The following is a 22422-nucleotide window of genomic DNA, read 5'->3' as shown; positions in this document are numbered from 1 at the left end:
GACTGCGCTGCCGCATTGCATGCTGGGGATGAATGACTGCTCAGGGCCGGCCTGTGTCAAAACCCCACCAGCGCGTGTTGGTGGGGCAAGGCGCTTCGGGGTAGTTGGAGTATTGCCGTCCTGTTCTGGCTACTGCCCCGGTCATTCGAGCCGGAAGAGTATCAGTGGATGAGCGAGCCGCCGTTCACGTCCACCTCAGAGCCGGTGACATAGGCCGATAGGTCGGAGGCCAGGAACAGCGCGCAGCCTGCAACTTCGTCGGCCGTTCCTGGCCGGCCCATCGGGATGCCGGCGTTGATGCTAGACTGCATATCGTTCGTCAGCTTGCCAGCGGTGATGTCGGTGGCAATGAAACCAGGGCAGATTGCGTTGACGCGGATGTTGTCGGGCGCCAGCTCACGGGCCATCGCCTTGGTCAGACCCAGAACGCCAGCCTTTGCCGCCGAGTAATGCGGCCCCCCGAAGATGCCGCCGCCGCGCTGCGCCGACACGGACGACATGTTGACGATACTGCCTGACTTGTTCTCGCGCATGGTCGGAATCACGGCCTGGCTGCAATAAAGCGTGCCGCGCAGGTTCACGTCCAGAACGTCCTCGTAGTTTTTGGCGCTTATATCCATGATTTTCAGCGGCTGCGTGATGCCCGCGTTATTGACCAGGATGTCGACCCGGCCCCATTTCTGGATCAACGCGTCCATCATCTGCCTTACGCCGTCATGGTCGATGACGTTGCAGGCCATGCCGATGTGGTTCTTGCCTAGCTCAGCGGCCGCCGCCTTGGCGGCATCCTGGTCTAGGTCCAGGATCGCGATGGTAGCGCCGTGCTTGGCAAACAGCCGTGCGGTGGCGAGGCCGAGGCCGCGCTTGGACGCGGCGCCGGTAATAACGGCATACTGGCCGTCGAGAAGTGCTGTAGTCATTGTGTTCCTCCCCCCTTAGAGAGTTAAAGCCAGCCGCGGACTTGGCGGATAATGGCGTCGGTAGAAATGCCGTAGCGATCGTGCAGCGAAGGCAGCGCACCCGCGTCCAGGAATTGGTCCGGCAGGCCGATCATGCGGAACTGCGGCGTCACGCCATTGGTCAGTAGCGTCGATGCCACTGCCTCGCCCAGGCCGCCCACGACCGTGTGGTTTTCGGCTGTGACGACCAAACGGCGCGACTTGCCGGCTTCGGCAAGGATGGTTTCGGTATCCAGGGGCTTGATCGTGGGGCAATGTAGCACTGCGACAGAGGTGCCTTCCGTTTCCATCGCGACCGCCGCATCTAGCGCACGCATGGTCATGAAGCCGGACGAGATGATCAGGGCGTCCGATCCGTCGCGCAGCAGCTTTGCCTTGCCCAATTCGAACTTGTAGTCGAGGCAGTGCTTGCGGATCACGGACGGGACGTTGCCGCGCGGCAAGCGCATGTAGACTGGTCCGGGATGGGCGGTGATGGCGGGCACGGCCTCGGCGACGTCGATGGCGTCGCAGGGGTCCACGATGGTCAGGTTGGGCAGGCCGCGGAAGATCGCCAGATCCTCAGTCGCTTGGTGGCTGGGCCCGTAGCCGGTGGTCAGGCCAGGCAGGGCGCAGACGATCTTGACCGGCAGGTATTCCTCGGCGATGGCCATGGCGATGAAGTCATAGGCGCGACGGCTGGCGAAGACGGCATAGGTAGTGGCAAAAGGAATGAAGCCTTCGCGCGCCATGCCGGCGGCGGCGGACACCATCACCTGTTCGGCCATGCCCATCTGGTAGAAGCGATCCGGGAACGCCTTTGCGAAGATGTGCAGATCGGTGTATTTCGCCAGGTCCGCCGTCAGGCCGACGATGCGGTCGTTCTTCTTAGCCTCTTTGACAAGGGCATGGCCGAAGGGCGCGGGCACTGCATCATAGCCTTCGGCCGCAAGCGAGGCGATCATGGCCGAGGTCTTGCCCCCGCCGGTGCCGGGCTGGCGAGGCTCCCATTTGCGGTGCGGGTCGTAACGGTGCTGGATGGTCATGGTCCTCACTCCTCCGGCTTGTTGTCGTCTAGGACCGCAAGGGCCTTTTGCCATTCGTCGGATTCGACACGAACGAAATGCGTGATCTCGCGCGATTCCAGGAAGGGCACGCCCTTGCACATGACGGTGTCGCAGACGATGACGCGGGGACGGTCATCCTCCAGGTTACGGGCGGCGTCGAATGCCGCGACCAGCGCCTGGATATCGTTGCCGTCCACGCGCTGGACGTGCCAGCCGAAAGCGGCCCATTTATCGGCCAGAGGTTCGGCGGTCAGCGTTTCGGTCGACTTGCCGTCGGCCTGCTGGTCGTTGAAATCGACGATGCAGATCAGTTTCGACAGCTTGTGATGAGCCGCCGACATTGCGGCCTCCCAAGTCGAGCCTTCGCCTAGCTCGCCGTCCGACATAAGGTTGTAGACGAAGGCCGGGTTCTTCTTGGCCTTCAGGCCCATGGCCATGCCGACGCCGATACCCAGACCATGTCCCAGCGATCCGCCGGTGATCTCCATACCTGGCGTGTATGCGGCCATGCCCGACATGGGCAGGCGGGAGTCGTCCGCGCCGTATGTTTCCAGTTCAGCTTCGGGCAGAATCCGTGCCTCGATCAGCGCGGCGTAAAGCGCGATGGCGTAGTGGCCGATGGATAGCAGAAACCGGTCACGTCCCTCCCATTCGGGATCGGTGGGCCGATAGTTCAGGGCGTGAAAATACGAGACCGCAAGCACGTCCGCGACGCCCAGGGCCTGTCCAACATAGCCTTGTCCCTGCACTTCGCCCATACGAACGGCCTTGCGGCGGATTTCCCACGCGCGGCGTGCAAGACTGGTGTTCGACAGCGTCGCTGCCGAGCTCTCATTTTGCATGATTCCTCCTCCAGCGGCAGGTCATACCGAGACCCGCGGCGCCTCCTAGGAACGGCCAAACCGGCGCCGGATCAATTAAGTTAATCTACGAACTTGCTAAGCATAGCTTAGGTGACGCAGAGGCGCGAATCGGTCAGGTTCTACGTTAGCCGAGCGAGGAGGACGCTCAGCCCCATCACAGACAGTCGATCTTATGCGTGGAAGCGCACTTGGCAGAAGTGCCAAAGAGGATCGCATGGCAGGGGGCTTGGCATTCTGCTGTTCGAACAGCAACAGCTCTGGGAGGGGCCACATGAAACTTCGTCATCTTTTTGCTGCAACCGCGATCACGCTTTGCGCGGGGCCGGTCGCGGCGCAGAATTTCCAGCTTTCACACAATGCGGCAGCAGGCAATCCCAAGGCCGTAGCTTCTGAAAGGTTCGCTGAACTTGTTTCCGAGAAATCCGACGGACGCCTGAATATTGATGTTGGCGGCGCGGCTCAATTTGGCGACGATTCTGAAACGCTCACTAACATGCGCCTTGGAACGGTTGCATTTTCTGCCAACTCGCAGGGCGCAACGTCGGCAATTGTTCCTGAAATGGCGCTGCTTGGACTGCCCTTCTTGTTCCAGGACCTCGACCAGGCCGAGGCCGTGATGGACGGCCCGGTCGGCGACAAGATTGAGGCTGCGGCCGAGGTGCAGGGTCTTGTCGTGCTGGCTTGGTGGAACAACGGCATCCGCGAAGTCTCGAATTCGAGAGGGCCGATCAACACACCCGCAGATCTGGCCGGTATGAAGATCCGCACACCTCCCGATCCGATGACCATCGACATCTTCACGGCGCTCGGTGCCTCGCCCACGCCGATGGCATTTTCGGAACTCTACATCGCGCTGCAGCAGGGCGTGGTCGACGGGCAGGAAAATCCGCTGATCAACATCCACTCGTCCAAACTGTATGAGGTGCAGCCCTATATCTCGATGACGGCGCACAAATATGAATCGACGCCGCTGCTGGCCTCGAAGATCATCATGGACACGATGTCGCCGGAAGATCAGCAGATCATCCGCGAAGCGGCCGCAGAGGCGGCCGAGCTGAACCGCCAGATGGTCCGCGAGCAGACCGTGTCGCTGAAAAACGAAATGGAGAACGCCGGCGTCGCCTTCAACGAGGTCGACACCGCACCCTTCATCGAGGCGACGCAGCCCGTCTATGAAAAGTGGCGCGCCCAGTTCCCCGAGCTGCTGGAAGAAGTCGTCGCCGCCGCACAGGCTGCGAGCCAATAGATGGAAGCGGCGCGCGGCCCCATGAGCAACAGTAAGGCGGATCCTCCCGCCTTGCGCATCGCCAATGCGGTCGGGCTGGCGCTTGACCGCATCGCCGTCGTGATCGCTACCTCCGCGGTGGTTGTCATTTTCCTCGCCCTGATGGCTGAAGTGTTCGTGCGCTATTTCACATCTTCTGGCCTCGGCTGGCCCAATGAGGTGCCGAATATCCTGTTTCCATGGCTGATCATGGGAGGCATCGTTGTGGGTGCAAACCGCGGCGCCCACATCGCTGCAGAATTCATCCGTGGCCAGCTGTCCCGCACTCAGCTGCGAGTTCTGATGGTCCTGATCCACCTGATGGTCGCAGGGGTCTTCGCATCCCTGGCTTGGCTGTCGCTTGGCGTCATCCAGATCACCCGGGCCCAGGTCTTCCCGATCACCGGGCTAGGTCAGGCCTGGGCCTATACCTCGATGCTGTTCGGTTTCGGCGGTATCTCGGTTGCCTCACTCGCCAACGCGATGCGCGTGTTCTTCGCCGCCGATCCAAGCACTCTCGACCAGACTGAGACGGAGCATATGACATGACCGCCGTGATGACCGGACTCTTCGCGATCATGCTGGTGCTGTCGGTGCCGGTCGGATACGCGCTGATCGTCGCTTCGGGCACCGCAATCCTGTGGCAGGGCAGCACGCCGACCGTTCTGGCCGTGGTCAAGCTGTTCCAGCCCACCCAAAGCTTTCCGCTGCTGGCGATCCCGTTCTTCATCCTCTCCGGCTCGCTGATGATGTCGGGCACGCTTGGGCAGAAGCTGGTGGCCTTCGCAGCCGCCATGGTCGGTCGTTTCCACGGCGGCATGGGGCAAGTGACGGTCGTCGGCTCTACGATCTTCGGCGGCGTGTCGGGTTCGGCCGTGGCTGAGGCCTCCGCGCTTGGATCGATGCTGATTCCGTGGCAGAAGCGCGAGGGGTATCCGCCCGGCTTCGCAGCCGCTGTGACGGCATCGTCGTCGACCATTGCAGGCCTTATCCCTCCGTCGATCCCGCTGATCCTCTATTCGACGGTCTCGAACACCTCGATTGCAGCGCTCTTTACCGCCGCCATCCTGCCTGGGATCATGTTGGCCTTCGGCTTCATGCTGGTCTGCTACCTCTCGGGGCGGCTTCGCGGCTTTCCCCGCCTGACCGACCGCTCGCAATTCAAGGGCTACCTGAACTCGGTCATTTCTGCAGCGCCTGCGCTTGCCATGCCGTTCTTCATCATTATCCTGCTGCGCGCTGGTATCGCCACCCCGACGGAGGTCAGCGTCATCGCCGTCTTCTATGCACTCGTTGTCAGTGCGCTTATCTATCGCGACCTGACGCTCGCCCGGATCAAGGATGCACTTGTCGGCACGGTCATTACCACCGGCGTGGTGATGTTGGTGATCACCGCGTCTAGCTTGGTTGGCCATGTGCTGATCACGGAGCGGATACCGACGCTCGTCGCCCAGTGGGCGCAGAACACCCTCGGCGCTGCGGTGCTGATTATCCTGATGATGAACATCATCATGCTGGTCATCGGGATGTTTCTAGATCTTCCTGCCGCGATCCTGCTGCTGGGCCCGACCTTCGTCGCCATCGGCGGGGCCATCGGTATGGATCCAATTCAGATGGGCGTGATGATCTGCATCAACCTATCCATCGGACTCTTCACTCCCCCGATTGGCACGACACTCTTCATCGGCGCGGCCATTGCGCGCGTTCCGATCGGTGTCGTCGTGAAGGAGCTCTGGCCGTTCTACCTAGTCGCCTTCACCGTCCTGATCCTGATGTCCTACGTCCCCGCCTTCACGCTCTACTGAGGCCACCATGACCGATATAAAAACAGTTGCCTTCGTTGGACTTGGATCGATGGGCCTGCCCATGGCCAGCAACCTCGTGAAGGCGGGGCATCGGGTGCGCGGCTTCGACATGCGGGATGCCGCCATGAACGCTCTGGCAGCGCAGGGCGGCACCCGCCCTGCCGATCTTGCCGATGCTTGCAACAGTGCCGGCATCCTAGTGCTTATGGTCGTCAACGCTGATCAGGCGCGGTCCGTGCTGTTCGGTCCCGACCGCGCCGGCGGCGCCTTGGCCGCGCTGCCTCAGGGCGCGCGGGTCTGTCTGATGGCGACTTGCCCGCCTGATCAGGTCACTCAGCTAGCTGCCGATGTGGCCGCCGAAGGGCACGAGTTGATCGATTGCCCTGTGTCCGGCGGCGTCGTCGGCGCAAAGGGCGGCACGCTGACCCTCATGGTCGCAGCGCCCAAGGCTAGTTTCGATGCGATCGCGCCAGTCCTGCGGGTGATGGGCGATAAGCTCTATCATGTCGGCGAATCTCCCGGTCAAGGCGCCACCGTCAAGGCAATCAACCAGCTTCTCTGCGGCGTCCATCTTGCAGCAGCTGGCGAGGCACTGGCGCTTGGCCGCAAGGCCGGCGTGGATGGCGCGACCCTGTTGGAGATCGTGTCGGGGTCGGCCGCCTCCAGTTGGATGCTGAGGGATCGGGGCCCGCGCATGCTGCAGGATACGCCGCCTGTGACGAGCGCGGTGGATATTTTTGTTAAGGACTTGGGCATTGCATTGGCCGCCGGGCGCGGCTTCAGCATGTCGCTGCCGCTGGCGGCAGCCGCGCACCAGATGTTTCTGGCTGAGAGCGGCTTCGGTAACGGCCTTGCCGACGACAGCCAGGTCATTGCCGCGTATTGCCGCTTGAACGGCATATCTTGAAGCTGTCGGAGGTGTCTTGACCGGCGCCTCCGTCCGCAGTCCTCTGGTCTTGGAGGACCCGATGCCGCTCAACCCAAACCTGAACTCTCTGGCCTACTTCGAAGCCGTGGCACGCACGGGACGCGTCACTGACGCTGCGGCCGAACTTGGTGTCTCCACCGCTGCCGTCAGCCAGCAACTGAAGCGGCTTGAAGAGCAGTGGGGCGTCAAGCTGTTCCGCCGCCAAGATCGCCATCTGTTGCTGACTCTGGACGGCGAGAGACTGTTCCAGACCACCACCGCAGCTTTCCGCATGATCCGTGGCGCCAGAACGGCCGTATTGCGCAAGAGCGATAGCCGTCAGTTGTCATTGCGGAGCAGCCCCAGTTTCGCCGTCCGCTGGCTGACACCCCGGCTGAAGGATTTCTTGGATCAGAACTCGGACGTGGGCATCAGGGTCGACGCATCGCCCGATTTCACGGATTTCGAAACCGAGGCGATGGATCTGGATACGCGCTACGGCTCTGGCAATTGGCCGGGGCTACACTCGGAATGTATCGTGAGCGACTACATTCTCCCATTATGCAGCCCGGACTACCGCGACCAATTGCGCCGCCTTACTGATGACCCTCGCGAACAGATGGCCGCTGCGCGTTTAATTCACTCGGTCAAGGCCTTATATCAGTGGGACCTATGGCTTGCAGTCCACGGCATCGACATGCCGGACGAGCCAGCACCCTTACGGTTCGACCGGTCTTCGATGGCGATCCCGTTGGCCTGTGACGGGGCTGGCATCCTTCTGGATTCGGTGACGCTGGCTTATGACGAACTGCGTCAGGGCACTCTGGTGCCCATGTCGACAGCCTTTCCGGCAGTCGAATTTCCGGCCTACTGGGCCATCTGCCCCCCGCGCCACATGAACCGGAGGATCGTGCGACTATTTATCGAATGGTTGAGGACACATGGAGACACTTTTCAAGTTAACGCTCGTGGGATGCTGCAAGGTTTTGGCTGCTCAATACGCATGGCAGAGGCTGGAGAACCTGGCTTGTTATGAAAAGCGCAGCCACACAGTGCTGTTGTCATTACACGAGCCGTTGGCGAGATTAAGCTAGTGCCTTGCCCACAACGCCCTTGTCGTTCTGCCATAGATTTCTTTGTATAGCCCTTGATGTGGTCAGCAGCGCCCGCTTCGTCCGCAAGAGCAGACTGCGTCTGCTCGATCTCGCCGCGCCAAGCACGACCGTCAGGCTCTGAGAGGCGGCGAGGGAGCAGCCGGCAGTCTTCGACCGTTCGCAATGGGCCGAAGTGCGCGGGTCAGAGGCTGCCGCGCCCTTGTGCCGTCGCCAAGGGCGACAGATCGACGTGAGGAGCCCATAGTTGACCTCCAGAATGTCGGCCGTATCCTAACATCGAGCAAAAATGGAGGTAAGGTTGACCCGAATTCAAGGTAGTAAGGACTGAGGCAATTCCCCGAAGAACCAGTTTGTTCAGGATGCGTCTATCGCCATGGAGTGTGGAGAAGCTATGCCAGAGGCATTCAGCGAGGATGTAACTTGGGAGCAACCTGCAACACAGCCCTTGTCGGGAAAGAATGCTCTTCTTGAGCATCTTGGGTCTCGGCCGAAGCCCGCCTCCATTACAGTTCTGCACGCCATTTCGCACGGAAAGGTCGGTGCCGCGAACGGAGAAGTGACCTTGGCGATCGGGCAAACTCGACGGTTCTGCCATGTCTTTGAGTTTACGAATACCAAGGCAAACTGCATTTCAGTTATCAAAAGCTATAGCTGATCAAGCAGGCGGCTGCTCCGTCCCGCGTAGCAGCCTTTGACCCGTCGATCTCGCTGCGCCAAACACGAATGTCGGGTTTGGGGTAGCTGCAATGCAGCGCACGACACAGGCCGACTGGCCGCAAAGGGCCGAAGAGTGCTCGGGTCTGTGCTGACGGATACATGTGCGGTCGCCATGGACAGAAGATGACGGGAGGCGCTTCTTGAGGTCATTTACCCGTAGTGCCTGTAGACTAAATCCGCAGGATCGGGCCGTTGCGCGTTTTCATCCAGCGTCGCACCAAGCCGTTCTGCCAATTTGGATGATCTCACATTGTCAGGGTCGACGTAGCTCACCAGTGTCTTGATGTTTTTGACATCAAGGCTCCATGCGAGTAGCGCGGCTGCTGCTTCGTATGCGAACCCGTGGCCTTCGGCCTCTGGGTAGAGGAACCATCCCAGCTCGAACTCTGGGAACAACGGTCCTGAATTGATGCCCACCTGTCCGACGCATGCGCCGCTGGCTGTGTTCTCGATCATCAGTGCGCCACAGCCGAAGAGACTCCACTGGGCATGATCGGCACAAAACATGCCCCAAGCTACGGCAGTGGAGAAGGGACCGCCCATGAAGATGGAGCGATCTGACGCCATCAGGCGATGGTATCCCGTCCAGTCCACCGCGCGCATGGACCGGAGGGTTAGGCGAGGAGTGGTAAGCGTGGGAATCGTGGTCATCTGCAGCCTTTTGCTCCTGACTGCAGAACCAATACAGATCATTATCGGCTCTGTCGCGCGTAGCTGCCACGGCAGCTGCATGATGAGCGTCAATCTATGTCGGTTTGCCCACTTACGGGATGGTCCCGGTAATGCTGAAGGCGGGAAGCCAACGAGCCGACATGAAGCTCCAGCTTGTGCCCATCTGGATCCAGGAAATACAGCGACGCGCCCTCTGAACGATTCTCCTTCCAGATGGGTGCGGTTGTGCGGACCTGCGCCGCTAGAGACTCAAAGTGGGATGCCGCAACGTCGAGGGCGAGGTGAGTGTAGTCATCCCGCCTTGCATGCTTGGCGTTTAAGTCCAGTGAAAGGCATAGCCATAGTGCGCCTGCATCTAGATAAGCGCCATCATCCCAAGTGGCGCGCAACCGAAAGCCTAGCGTGTCCTGATAGAAAGACACTGATCGCTCCAGGTCCGCTACCGCCAGTGTTATATGGTTCAGGCCTGCGACGCGTGGTCCGGACATAGCCCCCCGTGATAGCTTTCGACGCCAAGTATTCAGACACTGACATAAATAGAGGTTGGCCTGCAATGCTCCGACACTTGGAGACAGCTTCGTTCCGCAGAGCTGACTGTGACCCGTCGATCTCGCTGCGCCAAGCACGAACGTCCGGTCTGGGGATGCTGCAGGGCGGCGCCAGACCGGACTGTCTGGCAGCAATGGGCCGGTTGCGATGTCAGCAGGGGTCAGAGCCGCGCAGTCACGGGCGCGGCACTTCGAGGCCGCTTCAGGCGATGCTTACAATTTCGGCTGAAGTCGCTTCCCGTATGCGGCAAATAAAGCTGTCGGCATCACAAGTAGCGTTAACGACTGCGATCAATCGGTGGGGGCAACCTTCGCCTGATATGTTTCTTCCCACTCCCACTGCGCAATCTGCTCCCACTTCTCTGCACCATCGAAACGCATCTTCTGAATGTTAAGCTTTGGACCCATGGCCGCAATTAAGAGCGCCTCGAGGTCGCCAATCGTTGTCGAAGTGTCCTCTGTTACGTCCCTGCGTGGCTGGATTAGCGACAGCACTCCGTGGTCGTCGGAAGCCGCACCGACCGGATTGAAGCCGAACCATGAGAAGCGGTCCCACTTGCCGTTGAGATGATCACCATGGTGGTCGCGCAGGCGCGCTCCGAGCCTGTCTCCCTTTGCCAATCCGACGTAGGCCGGACCATATTCGTCGAAGAGAATGTAAATGCCTTGCTGGCGGCGAAAATCGGCAACGCGGATGCCGGGACGATTCTTTCCGATGCGCCCGAGCAAACGGAACTCGTTGCGATTACCCTGTCCTGGAAACCACTCGATTTCCTCTGCTCTCCAGAATAGTCCAAAACTAGTTACCTTCATCGTAGTCTTATTCCCTTATTCCCGCTCAAGCATTGATAATTCGAAACGCTAGTCAACAGACGCTCAGTCAGACAGTTCACTTCGGGACATTTGAACACCACTTATGTTTTCAGCTCAACCTTTCATCCGTCTCAACAGATCCTGTCGCCGTAGATCTCTAAGTTGTGCCGCCTGAGCAGGGCAGGTAGGATCGACAGGGTCGGAGAGATTGCTGCTGCCTGACTTGAGATCAGCGAACACTGTCCGCCTAACTAGCAGGCGCTACCGGTAATTTTTTTGCCTTGAACACGATGTCCGGTCTAGGGAAGCTGCAATGCAGCAGTGCCAGTGTGTCGAGCGGCAGCTAGGGGCCGGGTGCGCAGGTCGAAGGCTGACTGGCGCCATTCCGTTCCCCAACACTGGCAGATCTACATGAAGAGCCCATCGACGACGCTCAGGCAGACTGCAGCATGTCGTGGCTCTGGGGTGGTGAAGTGGAAGGCACAGCGCTTAGTTGCCGGTCGAATCCGCCCATGCTGCGCGGCAGCATTCTCGGAAGACGTCGTTCGATCCGAGCCGCAACGAAATCCAGTGCATGATGATAGGAATTCTGGCTAAGACAGTCGAACTAGATCCTAATCTAACAGATCAGCTCTTGCGTGCCAAGGCCGGAGCTTTTTCGCCTTCGAGCTTCACTGCAGGCTTTGGGTTCTTACCTGCAGATGCATCCGCTGCCTCCTTGATCTTTCCAATGGTTGCCGATACTGAATCATCAGTGTTTTCAATAGCTGCCATTGCGATTTCTGCAGCAAGTGCTGTAATATCAGATGCAGAAACACGCCTCCAAATCTTGATCCTAAGATCTGAAATCAAAACTCCATCCTTCGAACTGAATTTTTTTCCATCAGCCCAAGCTCGAACGGATACTTTTCCACGATTGCTGCCGACGACAGAAGTCATAAACTTTAAAGTGGATGCTGCTGTTTTTAGTTTTAAAAATCCTTCAACGCCTTTCCCGCTTTTCTTCGCCTCTCCGGCAAGTTCATCGAGCGAGTTGTCCAAAGATACAAGTGCATCCCATGACACAGCAACAGTGCCGGGCTGGACGATATCAATGCTTCTATCGACGCCGTGCTTCTGTTGCGATACGACAAACTCCGCCTTTAAAATCTCGAAACCTTCCGGGACAAAAATCGTTGATCTATGGGACAGGTTTGATTTATCGGCAATAAGCCTGATGTAATCAGTGTAGTAAATCTCAACGACCCCATTGACAGGAACGTCCAAATTCTCCATCTCAAACTCAGAGCTTTTTGTCATCGGTTTTCCCTACAAAAATGCTACATTGTTATCTGAGGAGATGGGCTGGCTGAGATGCTCTTTAGATCGAGAGTCGCCTTCTACCACTCCTACATATCGGTCATTTCTTCCTGCATTCTCGACGTATCTCTCGCCGCCAGCCAATCTAAAAGATCGAGTTCCAGCGGAGGAAAACACGGTGAAGTCGCAGTAATCAGCGTGTTCAGGACAAAAAAATGTGGCTTTGAACGCCATCACTATCCTCCCAGCCATCACATCCGAAGAGTGTAGCACATACCCGCCAGATCTCGAACAACTTCTCTGTCTGTGTAGTCAAGAAGGCGTAGTTTCGATCAAAAACTCAGCCACCTTTCGTTCTGGACGCAGCGAACGGCTGCTTCCTGCCCTTTGATCGATTAGTCCGAAGTGGGACTGATTCTGTCGCTGCACCGGCAAACGGCAGCTTCGTCCCGCATAGCAGACTTTGGCTGGTCAATCGCGCCGCGCCAAGCACGAGCGTCCAGTCTGGAGAACCAGCACGGGGCATCCGTCTAATCACGACCGTCCGCTTAGGGCCGACGTTCTGTTGCAGAGAGTTTTACCGTCACGAAAATCGATAGCCGGGAAGATTTCGTGAAGACCATTGTCCGGCTCGGATCAGCGTCCGGTCTGATTGAGGACGGGCGACGACCTGATCAAGAGTATAGGCCTGAAACAGCATCAGGTCTGCCTGCCGTCCGGCGCCGATCACGCCGGCATCGATGCCCATGATCCGGGCTGGAACGGGCCCGGCGAGGCTTGGGGCGTCCGCGATGGGATGATCCAGATGCAAGATGCGAACTGCCTGCCGCCACGTGTCTAGCATGTCGTGATCGCCGTAAGCGTAGAACGGATCGCGGCAGTTGTCCCCGGCCACCGCCACCGGCAGGCCAGCCGCCTGCAGTTCGGCCACCGGCATCACGCCGCGCCAGCGGGGGGTGCGGCCGGGCTGGCGATCCTGCAGATACATGTTCACCGTCGGCAAGGTGATGAGGTTCAGCTGCGCCTCGGCCAGCAGGGCGATGGTCTGGTCCAGATCCGCCTCGGGCAGCAGCGACAGCGAGCAGCAGTGACCGCAGGTGACGCGGCCCTGCCAGCCGTGCCGGATGGTCGCGCGGGCGACATGAGGCAGCGCGTCCGCCTCGGCGGCTTCGTCGACATGCAGGTCGATGTCCAGATCGCGTTCACGGGCCAGCGCGAACAGCCGGTCGAGCAATGCGTCCAGTCCCTCCAACGCGCCGTGGGTCCCGCCCGAGGCGCGGGTGACGCCGCCCAGAATGCCATGCTCAGCGGCCACCAGGTCGGCCAGCTCCGGGCCGTAGTCCCCGCCCCACGCGTCCATCGGCACGAGCGCCACGGCCTGCAGGGCGATCCGGCCCACAAACGCCGCGCGCATCTCGGAAAAGGCTGCCCAGGTTTCGGGGGCCTGTCCCTCGTGGCTGTCCAGATGGGTCCGGATCGCGGCGACGCCATGGGCCTCGGCGCAACCGAGGCCGAAGGACATCCGGGCCAGCAGATCGTCGCGGCGCCAATGGGCCTTGCGGTCGCGGCTGGTCGCATCGCGCGCCCCCGCATGGGTGCCGCCGCTGTCGGGGGCGCGGCCAAGGGTATGGGCCTTGTCCAGATGCGCATGGGCATCGACCAGCATCGGCCAAAGCTGGCGGCCGGCGAGGTCGATCCTGTCGGCCACGGCCGTCCCCGCCGCCGCGATCTGCGCCACGACCGGCCCGTCCAGCATCAGGTCCACCCGCACCGAGCCATCGGCTTCGGGCGATGTCCCCTCGGGCGCACCGTCGGCCAGCAGGGACAGCGGCACGCGGGCATTGCAAAGCGCCGCGCGCCCGCGGCCGCTCAGGCGCCGCAGCGCCGCAAGGGAAGAACCCAGGTCATCCATCTTTCTGTTCCTATTCGTGTTCGGTCGCAGGTGTGGCAGCGAACCGCCGCCGCACCAGATCGACAAAGCGGCTGGCCGCAGGAGACAACGCGCCCCGGGCCCGATGAGCCAGCGACAGGTTTTGCCGCCCCGCAGCGCCCTCCAAAGGCAGGAAGGCCAGATCGCCGTCACGCAGTTCCTGATCCACGTCGACGCGGTTCAGGAAGGTCACATGCGGGCTGCGGCGCACGAGTCGCTTCATCATTTCCATCGAGTTCGTCTCGACCACCGGGCGGATCACCGCATGGGCGGGTGCCAGGTTCTCGACCACCTCGCGCAGCGAGATGCTGAGATCTGCCAGCACCAGCGGATAGGTCAGGCAATCGGACACGCGCACCTGCGACTTGATCGTCAGCGGATGGTCATGCGCCATGACCGCACCGAGCCGGTGCTGAAACTCGGCCACCCGCTGCAGGCGCGGGTCCCGCGGCAGGTTGTAGGCCAAAGCAAGCTCGCAGCCGCCGGACAGAAGCGCCTCGAGGACCGCAGGCCGGTGGCCCACGGTCACGCGGAAGTCGACCTGCGGATGGGCGTCGCGGAACTCGGCGATCACATCGGCCAGGCGTCCGGCGGCCAGCGTGGCCATGGTCGCCACCGTCACCTCGCCCCGCGCCATGCCCTTTAGGCCCCGCACCTGCGCGCGCACCCGGTCATGGGCGCGCAGCGTGTCACGGATATGGCCCATCAGCATCTCGCCGGCCGTGGTCAGCTGCAACCCGCGGGGCAGGCGCTCGAAGATGGGCGTTCCCAGATCGGCCTCGGCCTCCAGCACGAAGCGGCTGACGGCCGAGGCCGACACGTTCAGCACCCGCGCCGCCTTGCGGATCGAGCCCTGGCGGGCGACCTCGTCCAGATAACGCAAGGCGCGGCCGTGCAGCATGGACCTTCCGGGGGCTGGTTTCGCAGCCACGATGTCACCCGGAAGGCCCATCCGCAATCAGCCCTTGATCGCGGCGAAGTTGGCGTTGATCCGCATGGTCAGGTAGTCACCCGCAGTCATCGGCTCATACTTGCCCAAGGGACCGACCATCAGCGCGTCGCGGTTGGCTTGGCAGAAGAAGGGCAGCGACAGGCGCCGGCCCATGTATTCGCCGGGGCGCGGCATCCGCACGCGGTGCAGCGTCGATTGCAGCTGATCGTCGGACCAGCGCATCAGCATGTCGCCGATATTGCAGGTGATGTAGCCCGTGCGCGGCGGCACGTCGGTCCATTGGCCGGACGCCGCGTCCTTGCCGGGGCAGACCTGCAGCCCGCCTTCGCCTTCCTTCTGGTGCAGGATGGTCAGGCAGTCGAAATCGCTGTGCGCACCCGCGCGCCACGACTTGAAGTCCTCGGGCTGGGCGTTCTCCATTGACATGTAGTGGATCAGGCGCAGGGTGGACTGATACTGGTCGCTGGAGGGATCGTGGGCCTTGGCGAAGAAGTCCTCCTCGAACCCCATCTTCAGCGCGAAGCAGGACAGGATGCGCATGCCCAGCTGCCAGTTCTGCGCTTCAAAGCGCAGCATCCGCTCCTGAAATCCCGGCAGCTCACCCTCGGAGGGCCAGAGGCCGCCCATGTTCGGCCGGGTGATCTGGTAGCTTTCCTTGTTGTCGGGCGTGCCGGTCGAGGGGCGGACCTGGGCCTTGAACTCCCACCCCGCATTGGTGCCCTTGGGCATGGGATACTGCGCCTTCACCTCTCGCGGCAGCTCGAAAAATTGCCAGGCGGTGTCGAAGGCCGCGTCGATATCTTCTTGCGCGATGCCGTGGTTGTAGACCTGGAAGAAGCCGATATCGGTCGAGGCCGCCCAGAGGGCGTCGGCGATCTCGGCCTTGCGGCTGTCGAAATCGGACAGGTCGATGGTGGGCACCTCGCGCTCGACCGTGGTGCCTTCACCGCCGATGGTGGCTTCCTTGGCCAGCTCGGCCAGCGTCGTCTGGTTGGTCATGGTCTTCTCCTTGAGTGAGGGAGCAATTCCCAAGGCCGCGGCCTCGGACGCTTCTACTCCGGGGGTTATTTCGAGGGTTTGGGCAGGCTCCACGGGAACAGCCATTTCTGGGTCAGCACGATGGCCTGGAACAGAATCAGCGACATCGCGGCCAGCACGACCAGCCCGGCCCAGGCCTGCGGCATCCGGAACATCGAGGTCGAGAACTGGATGAAGTAGCCGACGCCTGCATCGGCGGCGATGAATTCGGCCACCACCGCGCCGATGACCGCCAGCGTGATCGAGACCTTTAGCGCCGAGAAGATGTAGGGCACCGCATAGGGCAGGCGGATCTGCGTCATCTCGCGCCGGGCGGGGGCCGAGAGGCTGCGCGACAGCTCGATCAGCTCGGGGGGGTGGCGGCCAGTCCAGTGGCGGTGCTGACGACCAGCGGAAAGAAGGCGATCAGCGTGGTGATGACGACGCGCGGCAGATCGCCCGCCCCAAGCGCCACTACGATGATCGGCGCGATGGCGACGACGGGCGTGGACTGCACCACGATCAGCAGCGGATAGAGCGTTCTCGACAGAAATGCCGAGCGCATCATCACCATGGCCAGCGGGATCGCCACGAGGATGGCAAGGCTGAAGCCCATCACCGCGACGCGCAATGTGGCCCAGATATGGGTGGCCCATCGCGCCGGACCGACCGCGCCGAAGGATCCGATGATCGCGCTTGGCGCGGGCAGCAGGAAGGACGGGATCGCTAAGGCACGCACCGCGCCCTCCCAGACCAGCAGCACGGTCAGGAATGTCGCGGCCGTCGTCAGGCCGGGGATGCGCGCCAACCGAGGCGGCCGCGCGTTCGCGGCGGCGGGGGGGCTGGGGGGCGCGGGGGCGCGTGTGCGCGCGCTGCGCAGCGGCGGGACCGGCGATGTCGCGGCGCGGGGCTGTTCGGTCACGGCAGGCTCCATCTCATGCGGCCTTTCGGGTCATCAGGCGGGCGCGCAGGTCGGCGGACAGGTCCAGCACGCCGGGATCGCGCATGCTGTCCGGCCCGCGCGGCCCGCTCAGCGGCACGACATGCTGGCTGGCTACGGTGCCGGGCCGGCCGGACATGACCAGCACGCGGTCGGCCAGCAACGCGGCTTCATTGACGGAATGGGTGATGAAGACGACCGTCTTCGGCCTGTCCGCGAAGATGCGCAGCAGATCGAAGCCCATCACCTCGCGCGTCAGCGCGTCCAGCGCGGAAAACGGCTCGTCCATCAGCAGGATGTCGGGGTCCAGATGCAGGGCGCGGGCAATGCCGACGCGCTGCTGCATCCCGCCCGACAGCTCGTCCGGCAGGCGCTTGCCGAACCCCTCAAGCCCCACCATCGCCAGCAGCTCCTGCGCCCGCTCGCGGTCGCGGGGGCTGACATGGCCGGTCTTGTGGCGCAGCGGAAAGGTCACGTTGTCCTCGACCGTGGCCCAGGGCAGCAGGGTGGGCTTCTGGAAGACGATGCCGATATCGTCGCGCGGGCCGGTGACCGGCATCCCGAAGACATCGACCACACCGGCCGTGGGCGTCAGCAGCCCCGCGATCATCCGCAACAGCGTGGACTTGCCGCAGCCCGAGGGGCCGAGCACCGCCAGGAACTCGTGATGGCCGACCTCGAAGGCGACATCCTGCAAGGCGTGGATGGGGCCCGAGCGGGTCTGGAAAACCTGCGCCACGGAGTCGAAACGGATCGCGGGGGGCTGGTGCATCGCGCTATTCCATGAAATCGCGCGAGACGGTCGTCTCGGCGTCATAGCTGTCCGGATCAAGGCCCTGCGCGGCGGCGACGCGGCCCCAGGTCTCGGCCAGGCGGCCCGGCTCGAAGACGCCCAGCCCGTCGGCCTCGGTCACCTCGTTCATGATCAGCGCCATCGCGTCCGACAGCGAGCCCTGCACATCCTCGGCGCCCAGCTCGGCCACGATGTTGGTGACGGATTGCGCGGCCGCCTCGGGGTTCTCGTGCGCGAACTCGACCGAGCGCTTGAAGGCGCCAACGAAGCGCCGCGCCACGTCGGGGCGGTCCGCGAGAAAGCCGTCATTGGCGATCAGCGAGGCGGAATAGAGGTTCAGCCCCGCCGCCGACCAGGGCAGCGCCTCGATCTGATGGCCCGCCTCGCTGCCTTGGTTGCGATAGCGCGTCAGGTCGGTCATCCAGGCCACGATGGCATCCACCTGGCCCGTCATCAGCATCGGCCCAAGCGCGCCCGGCTCGGCATTCACCACCGTGACCGCGTCCGGATCGACGCCCGCATCCTGCAGCACCAGCGGCAGGAACACGTTGGACGAGGTAAAGGCCGAGGTCGCGATCCGCTTGCCCGCCACGTCGGCGACTTCGACGACATCGCCGCCCTCGACGACGTAGAAGGCATGAGGCCCCTTGTTGAAGATGGACATGATGGCGGTGACGCCCACGCCTTCCTGCGCGCGCGCCGCCATCAGCGCCCCGATATCCGAGACGCCCACATCCGACGACCCCGCCGCCAGCCGCGAGATCGCGTCGGTCGAGCCGCGGCCGGGCGCGATGGTCACCTCGATCCCGGCCTCCTCGCAGAAGCCCTGGTCGATGCAGACATAGATCGGCGCCTTGTCGCCCCCGGGGAGCCAGTCCAGCTGGAACGTAACCGGATCGGCGGAGAGGGCGGGTGTGGCCATGGCTGCGACACTGGCAAAAAGGCAGGCAATGGAGCGGGTCATGCTTGGGGTCCTGTCGGTCGAGGTTGGGGTGACGGCTTGGGCGCCGTGGCCTGCCGGTCGGCGGCCAGGTGGCGCAGCGCGCAGGCCTGTTTTTGCGGATCACCGCTGCGCAGGCAGGGCAGGCAGCGATGGGCCGGATGATCTGGTTCAGTGCGGGTCGCGAACATCATGTCCTCGCATCGAGGGTTTCCGTTCGAGCAATGTCCAAGGGCTGCACCCCCGACCGCTTCTACTCGCCCCTCAAGCTTGCCAGATGCGTTCGATTATCGGCAACGCAAATCCAGTGTTCTTCCCCGGCTTCGTCAGAAGGCTGCCCGCTCAGAGGCAACACGCGCATAGACTGAGCAAATTCTATGAAGCCAGTAATACCTGATGGGGTCGAACCAATTTAGTGCGGGTGCGCCGTGGGTTTCATGAACAGGCCAGCAATCCGCACAACGCGTTCTGAAAATTCGCACGCTGGCAAGCTCGAAGCTGGGTTTTGACCTAGCTGCGCGAGCGTCAAGACTAGGTGTTTGATCCCACGGTTTGATGGTGCGATCCTTTCTCAGGAATGGAAGGAAGCATTATGGGCCAGGTTCGCCATGGAAGCGCCACGACCACGCACGCCGTCAGAGCTGCAATACAACGATCGCAAGCTTCGCTCGCGACGCTAAGCCGGGATCTTGGGATCAACCCGAAGACGGTTGCGAAATGGCGCAAGCGCCAGACGGTCGAGGACCTCAAGACCGGGCCGAGAGAACCGCGCTCGACGATCTTGACCGAGGCCGAAGAGGCGACCATCGTCGCTTTCCGGCGGCACACGCTGCTGCCGCTGGACGACTGCCTCTATGCCCTGCAGCCATCCATTCCGCACCTGACACGCTCATCGCTCCATCGGTGTCTGCAGCGCCACGGCGTTTCTCGGCTGCCTGACGTGGAGGGCGACAAGCCGAAGCGCCAGAAGTTCAAGCGCTACCCCATCGGCTTCTTTCACATCGACATCGCCGAGGTGCAGACTGCTGAGGGCAAGCTGTTTCTGTTCGTCGGCATTGACCGCACGAGCAAATTTGCCGTGACCCAGCTCGTCGACAAGACAGACAGGAAGACGGCCTGGGAGTTCCTGCAGCACATGCTCGAAGCAGTGCCCTATCAGGTCCACACCATTCTCACCGACAACGGCATTCAGTTCGCCGAGCAGCCCCGGAACCGCAACTCTGTTCATTCTCGCCCCATGCGTTTCGACATGATCTGTGAGGCCAACGGTATTGAACACCGCCTCACAAGGCCCAACCACCCGTAGACCAACGGCCAGGTCGAGCGAATGAACCGCACGATCAAGGACGCGACCGTCAAACGCTTCCATTACGACGATCACGACCAGCTCCGCACCCACCTGTCAGACTTCATGGCAGCCTACAACTTCGCCCGCCGGCTCAAGACGCTCGGCGGGCTCACACCCTATGAATACATCTGCAAGATCTGGACATCCGAGCCAGACAGATTCATCCTAAATCCGATCCACCAGATGCCGGGACTAAACACCTAGGGTTCCGGGTCTTTGGTCGTCCAAGTGCGGGACATTTACGACAACATGAAGACGGCAGCCAAGCGGAGCCCGCTCCAGCTCAAAGGGCTCGAGGGTGATGTCGCGGCCATCCTCGATACGAATGCCTTCGACCGTGACGCAGCGAATAATAGCAAGAACCTCTAAGTCGCAACGACAAGGGGATCTAGGAAACTGGTGGTCTATTCGCCAACGCACCTTGTGGGATCGAGGTGAGGCGACTTGTCCATTCGTATAAAAGATGCGCAGAGGCAAGTTGTGGCGGAAAAGCAAGCTGAGTTCACCTTAAGTCAAAGCCCGCAGACCGCCTTCGTGTCGACGAAAACGGTCGATTTATCTCGGTGATGTCTGCGTAGGGCCGTCGAAACCACGGTGCGCGACCGGGGTCCTAGCCTTGCCTCTTCCAGCTTCTAAGGTGATTTGGTTCCTTAGCGCGGCCTGCCCGAACTTTCCGCCCTCACGTGGCCGTGTCAATGGAGGCCCGATTTCTGGATGATGCAGGGACGCGACCTCTTTTGAAAGCCTTCGGATTCTCGATAAAGGCATAGGCATCCGCTAGCTTTTCTAAAGCTTCACGCTGCGGATCCTCAATGAAATCTAACTTGAACATTGACGCCAAGTAGTTTTCCAGCGCCCGGCTTACGGTTTCATCTTTGGAGCCGGCCTGATGGGCCAGAATTTTATCGATGACGCGCGCAGAGACATCCAAGGCATCCATAATCGTGGCTGCAGTCCTTCGTAAGTCATGACGGTGCCAAGCTTGCGTTCCACTTTCGCGCTGCAGCGCCTTGGTGATTCGATTCCAGTTCCCGAGCTCTTTCCCCTTCGAATTACGGAATACCAAGTCATCGGGGCGCCGGCGTTCAAAGTTTGGTAGGCTACGGAGAAGTCTGATCGCTGCGTTAGACAAGGGAAGCGTCTGTTGCCGTGGCTTTCCGCGAACGGTCTTTACACGAGGTTTGTGCCAATCGCCCTCGTCTTCCTTGAAGTCCCGCCATCGCATCTTCACCATCTCGTCCAGCCGCGCTCCGGTGAGCAGCAGGAACCTTAAGGCGATCGGCCTAACGTCATCCTCGGGTTTGGTATGCATCGCGAGGGAAGCAGGAGCGGGCCATACGAGAAGAGGCAGCAAAGCTTCCATCTCAGGCTGGCTCAGGGATCGGTCCCGTCTACCGGTGATTTTATCATCGTCCGACGCGGGGTCGTGCGTTTGTGTGAGGTCTACCACAGGAAGCGACGGCACGCGCCCTGAACCAACCTTGCTGAACTTTCGCCGATTTGCAGCCCAATCAAGGACAGGCGAAAGATATGCACGTGCTCGCGAAACTTGACCGCTCGCGGTGTCCTTCCCCGACAGCGGCCGATAGCGAGACATGTCGGCTGAGAGGTCGAGCAAGGTTAGATCGGTCACTCGGGTTGACAACCTCTTGCTGAAGACGGCCTTGATCCGTTTTTCAGCCTCCGACGGATAACCGCGTTTTGTCTTCTCCCAGATTTTGAGTTTGCCGGCCACTACGTTGGAATATTCGTTAATGACATCCTCGAAGGTCGGAATTTTCCTTTCTGCTGCCTCATCGTTGGCAAGCGCTACTTTTTGTGCCGCGGCGGTGACATCGCCGCCATTTCGCACTTGCTGGCGCAAGGCCGAGGCTTTCAGCCGCGCAGCCGAAAGTCTGACATCGGGATACTCTCCAACAATGGCGTTCTGGATCCGTCCGTCCTTGCCTCGCATTCGGAACGCGAAGATCTTACGTCCGGACGGGTATGCGCGCAGCATCAAGCCAGCTTCCGTATCCAAGACCTCGGTCCTCCGATCCGGCCGCATGTTCCTGATGAAATTCTCGGTAAGTGTAGTTCTCGCCAAAGCAAAGCCTCCCATCCTATGCCCCAAGGACACGTAAGGGCATGATGATGGTGGCACAACGGTGGCACAGATCGAGCGGTTGCGGTTGTGCAACTTGGTTAAGGCTGCGCTATAGAAGAAGAATGAAAGACTATCTTGTAATTGTAATTTAATAGAAAAAACGATTTCTAAGGTGCGTAGGCAGGCATTTTAGAACGTTGGAGATGCGGCGTATCGCGGAATCATAATCCGCGTGTCGGGGGTTCAAGTCCCTCCTCCGCTACCATTGGTCCCCCCGAAATTTCCGGCATCAGTTCTGGGGCATCGACAAGGGCCCTGAGGTGACCGGCGATCGAAATCTCCATTTGACCGTTTGCGCTTTCTGAAACAGTGACTGTTTCGCTCAGCCGACTCAGGATGAGGGCATAT

General features: G+C 61.2%; 19 protein-coding genes and 2 pseudogenes. 7 read left to right on the top strand and 14 right to left on the bottom strand.

The genetic code is table 11. From position 1 onward, the window contains the following. Positions 1-161 precede the first annotated feature (161 nt). The 3 genes from JHW48_RS13055 to JHW48_RS13045 all read right to left on the bottom strand — a co-directional run bounded on the left by JHW48_RS13055 (position 162) and on the right by JHW48_RS13045 (position 2847). Entirely contained in the window at positions 162-920 is a 759-nt protein-coding gene (locus JHW48_RS13055) for an SDR family NAD(P)-dependent oxidoreductase (protein WP_119886538.1), read from the bottom strand. A gap of 23 nt (positions 921-943) precedes the next feature. Next, a complete protein-coding gene (locus JHW48_RS13050; RefSeq protein ID WP_240637868.1) occupies positions 944-1903 on the bottom strand; it encodes a transketolase family protein in 960 nt (319 codons plus the stop codon). Between the two features lie 86 nt (positions 1904-1989). Continuing rightward, a complete protein-coding gene (locus JHW48_RS13045) occupies positions 1990-2847 on the bottom strand; it encodes a transketolase (protein ID WP_119886540.1) in 858 nt (285 codons plus the stop codon). A gap of 292 nt (positions 2848-3139) precedes the next feature. On the opposite strand from JHW48_RS13045, the gene JHW48_RS13040 reads away from it, so the two are divergent. The 6 genes from JHW48_RS13040 (at position 3140) to JHW48_RS13015 (ending at position 8614) form a co-directional block, all read left to right on the top strand. Next, on the top strand, positions 3140-4114 hold the full coding sequence (locus tag JHW48_RS13040; RefSeq protein ID WP_119886541.1) for a TRAP transporter substrate-binding protein: 975 nt from the start codon (positions 3140-3142) through the stop codon (positions 4112-4114). Continuing rightward, positions 4115-4681: a TRAP transporter small permease gene (locus JHW48_RS13035; protein ID WP_119886542.1), complete on the top strand. Its 567-nt coding sequence runs from the start codon at positions 4115-4117 to the stop codon at positions 4679-4681. Then, the gene (locus tag JHW48_RS13030) at positions 4678-5937 is read left to right on the top strand and encodes a TRAP transporter large permease (RefSeq protein ID WP_119886543.1); all 1260 of its coding nucleotides are present in this window, start codon (positions 4678-4680) and stop codon (positions 5935-5937) included. The genes JHW48_RS13035 and JHW48_RS13030 overlap by 4 nt, the downstream gene beginning before the upstream one ends. Positions 5938-5944: 7 nt before the next feature. Beyond that, a complete protein-coding gene (locus tag JHW48_RS13025; protein ID WP_119886544.1) occupies positions 5945-6844 on the top strand; it encodes an NAD(P)-dependent oxidoreductase in 900 nt (299 codons plus the stop codon). Positions 6845-6905: 61 nt separating this feature from the next. Beyond that, a complete protein-coding gene (locus JHW48_RS13020) occupies positions 6906-7880 on the top strand; it encodes a LysR substrate-binding domain-containing protein (protein WP_119886545.1) in 975 nt (324 codons plus the stop codon). Between the two features lie 452 nt (positions 7881-8332). After that, complete coding sequence (locus JHW48_RS13015; RefSeq protein ID WP_336390889.1) at positions 8333-8614, top strand: nuclear transport factor 2 family protein; 282 nt, start codon at positions 8333-8335, stop codon at positions 8612-8614. Between the two features lie 212 nt (positions 8615-8826). Here JHW48_RS13015 and JHW48_RS13010 read toward each other — a convergent pair whose 3' ends face one another. The 10 genes and pseudogenes from JHW48_RS13010 to JHW48_RS12960 all read right to left on the bottom strand — a co-directional run bounded on the left by JHW48_RS13010 (position 8827) and on the right by JHW48_RS12960 (position 18604). Then, positions 8827-9327 carry a GNAT family N-acetyltransferase gene (locus JHW48_RS13010; RefSeq protein WP_119886546.1) on the bottom strand — a complete coding sequence of 167 codons (501 nt, stop codon included), beginning with the start codon at positions 9325-9327 and terminating at the stop codon, positions 8827-8829. An 89-nt stretch (positions 9328-9416) separates the two neighbouring features. Continuing rightward, entirely contained in the window at positions 9417-9836 is a 420-nt protein-coding gene (locus JHW48_RS13005) for a VOC family protein (protein ID WP_119886547.1), read from the bottom strand. Between the two features lie 351 nt (positions 9837-10187). Beyond that, complete coding sequence (locus JHW48_RS13000; RefSeq protein WP_205961919.1) at positions 10188-10625, bottom strand: GIY-YIG nuclease family protein; 438 nt, start codon at positions 10623-10625, stop codon at positions 10188-10190. 711 nt (positions 10626-11336) lie between these two features. Continuing rightward, positions 11337-11984 carry a hypothetical protein gene (locus tag JHW48_RS12995; protein ID WP_272835621.1) on the bottom strand — a complete coding sequence of 216 codons (648 nt, stop codon included), beginning with the start codon at positions 11982-11984 and terminating at the stop codon, positions 11337-11339. Positions 11985-12591: 607 nt separating this feature from the next. Continuing rightward, positions 12592-13920: a cytosine deaminase gene (locus JHW48_RS12990; protein ID WP_119886549.1), complete on the bottom strand. Its 1329-nt coding sequence runs from the start codon at positions 13918-13920 to the stop codon at positions 12592-12594. A 10-nt stretch (positions 13921-13930) separates the two neighbouring features. Beyond that, a complete protein-coding gene (locus tag JHW48_RS12985) occupies positions 13931-14839 on the bottom strand; it encodes a LysR family transcriptional regulator (RefSeq protein ID WP_119886550.1) in 909 nt (302 codons plus the stop codon). Between the two features lie 57 nt (positions 14840-14896). Then, positions 14897-15889: an isopenicillin N synthase family dioxygenase gene (locus tag JHW48_RS12980; RefSeq protein WP_119886551.1), complete on the bottom strand. Its 993-nt coding sequence runs from the start codon at positions 15887-15889 to the stop codon at positions 14897-14899. A 65-nt stretch (positions 15890-15954) separates the two neighbouring features. Then, positions 15955-16472, bottom strand: a pseudogene (locus tag JHW48_RS18585) (ABC transporter permease). 370 nt (positions 16473-16842) lie between these two features. Further along, a complete protein-coding gene (locus JHW48_RS12965) occupies positions 16843-17619 on the bottom strand; it encodes an ABC transporter ATP-binding protein (RefSeq protein ID WP_272835619.1) in 777 nt (258 codons plus the stop codon). Between the two features lie 4 nt (positions 17620-17623). Further along, complete coding sequence (locus JHW48_RS12960; RefSeq protein ID WP_119887826.1) at positions 17624-18604, bottom strand: ABC transporter substrate-binding protein; 981 nt, start codon at positions 18602-18604, stop codon at positions 17624-17626. A 568-nt stretch (positions 18605-19172) separates the two neighbouring features. Between JHW48_RS12960 and JHW48_RS12955 the strand changes: the two are divergent. After that, positions 19173-20132 (top strand): annotated as a pseudogene (locus tag JHW48_RS12955) (IS481 family transposase). 475 nt (positions 20133-20607) lie between these two features. On the opposite strand, the gene JHW48_RS12950 reads toward JHW48_RS12955, so the two are convergent. Beyond that, positions 20608-22029, bottom strand: a complete 1422-nt coding sequence (locus JHW48_RS12950; protein ID WP_119887827.1) for a tyrosine-type recombinase/integrase — start codon at positions 22027-22029, stop codon at positions 20608-20610. Positions 22030-22422: the final 393 nt, after the last annotated feature.

Source organism: Paracoccus aestuarii (assembly GCF_028553885.1).
In the GTDB taxonomy this organism is placed as follows: domain Bacteria; phylum Pseudomonadota; class Alphaproteobacteria; order Rhodobacterales; family Rhodobacteraceae; genus Paracoccus; species Paracoccus aestuarii.
This window is presented reverse-complemented; position numbering and strand designations above follow the sequence as displayed.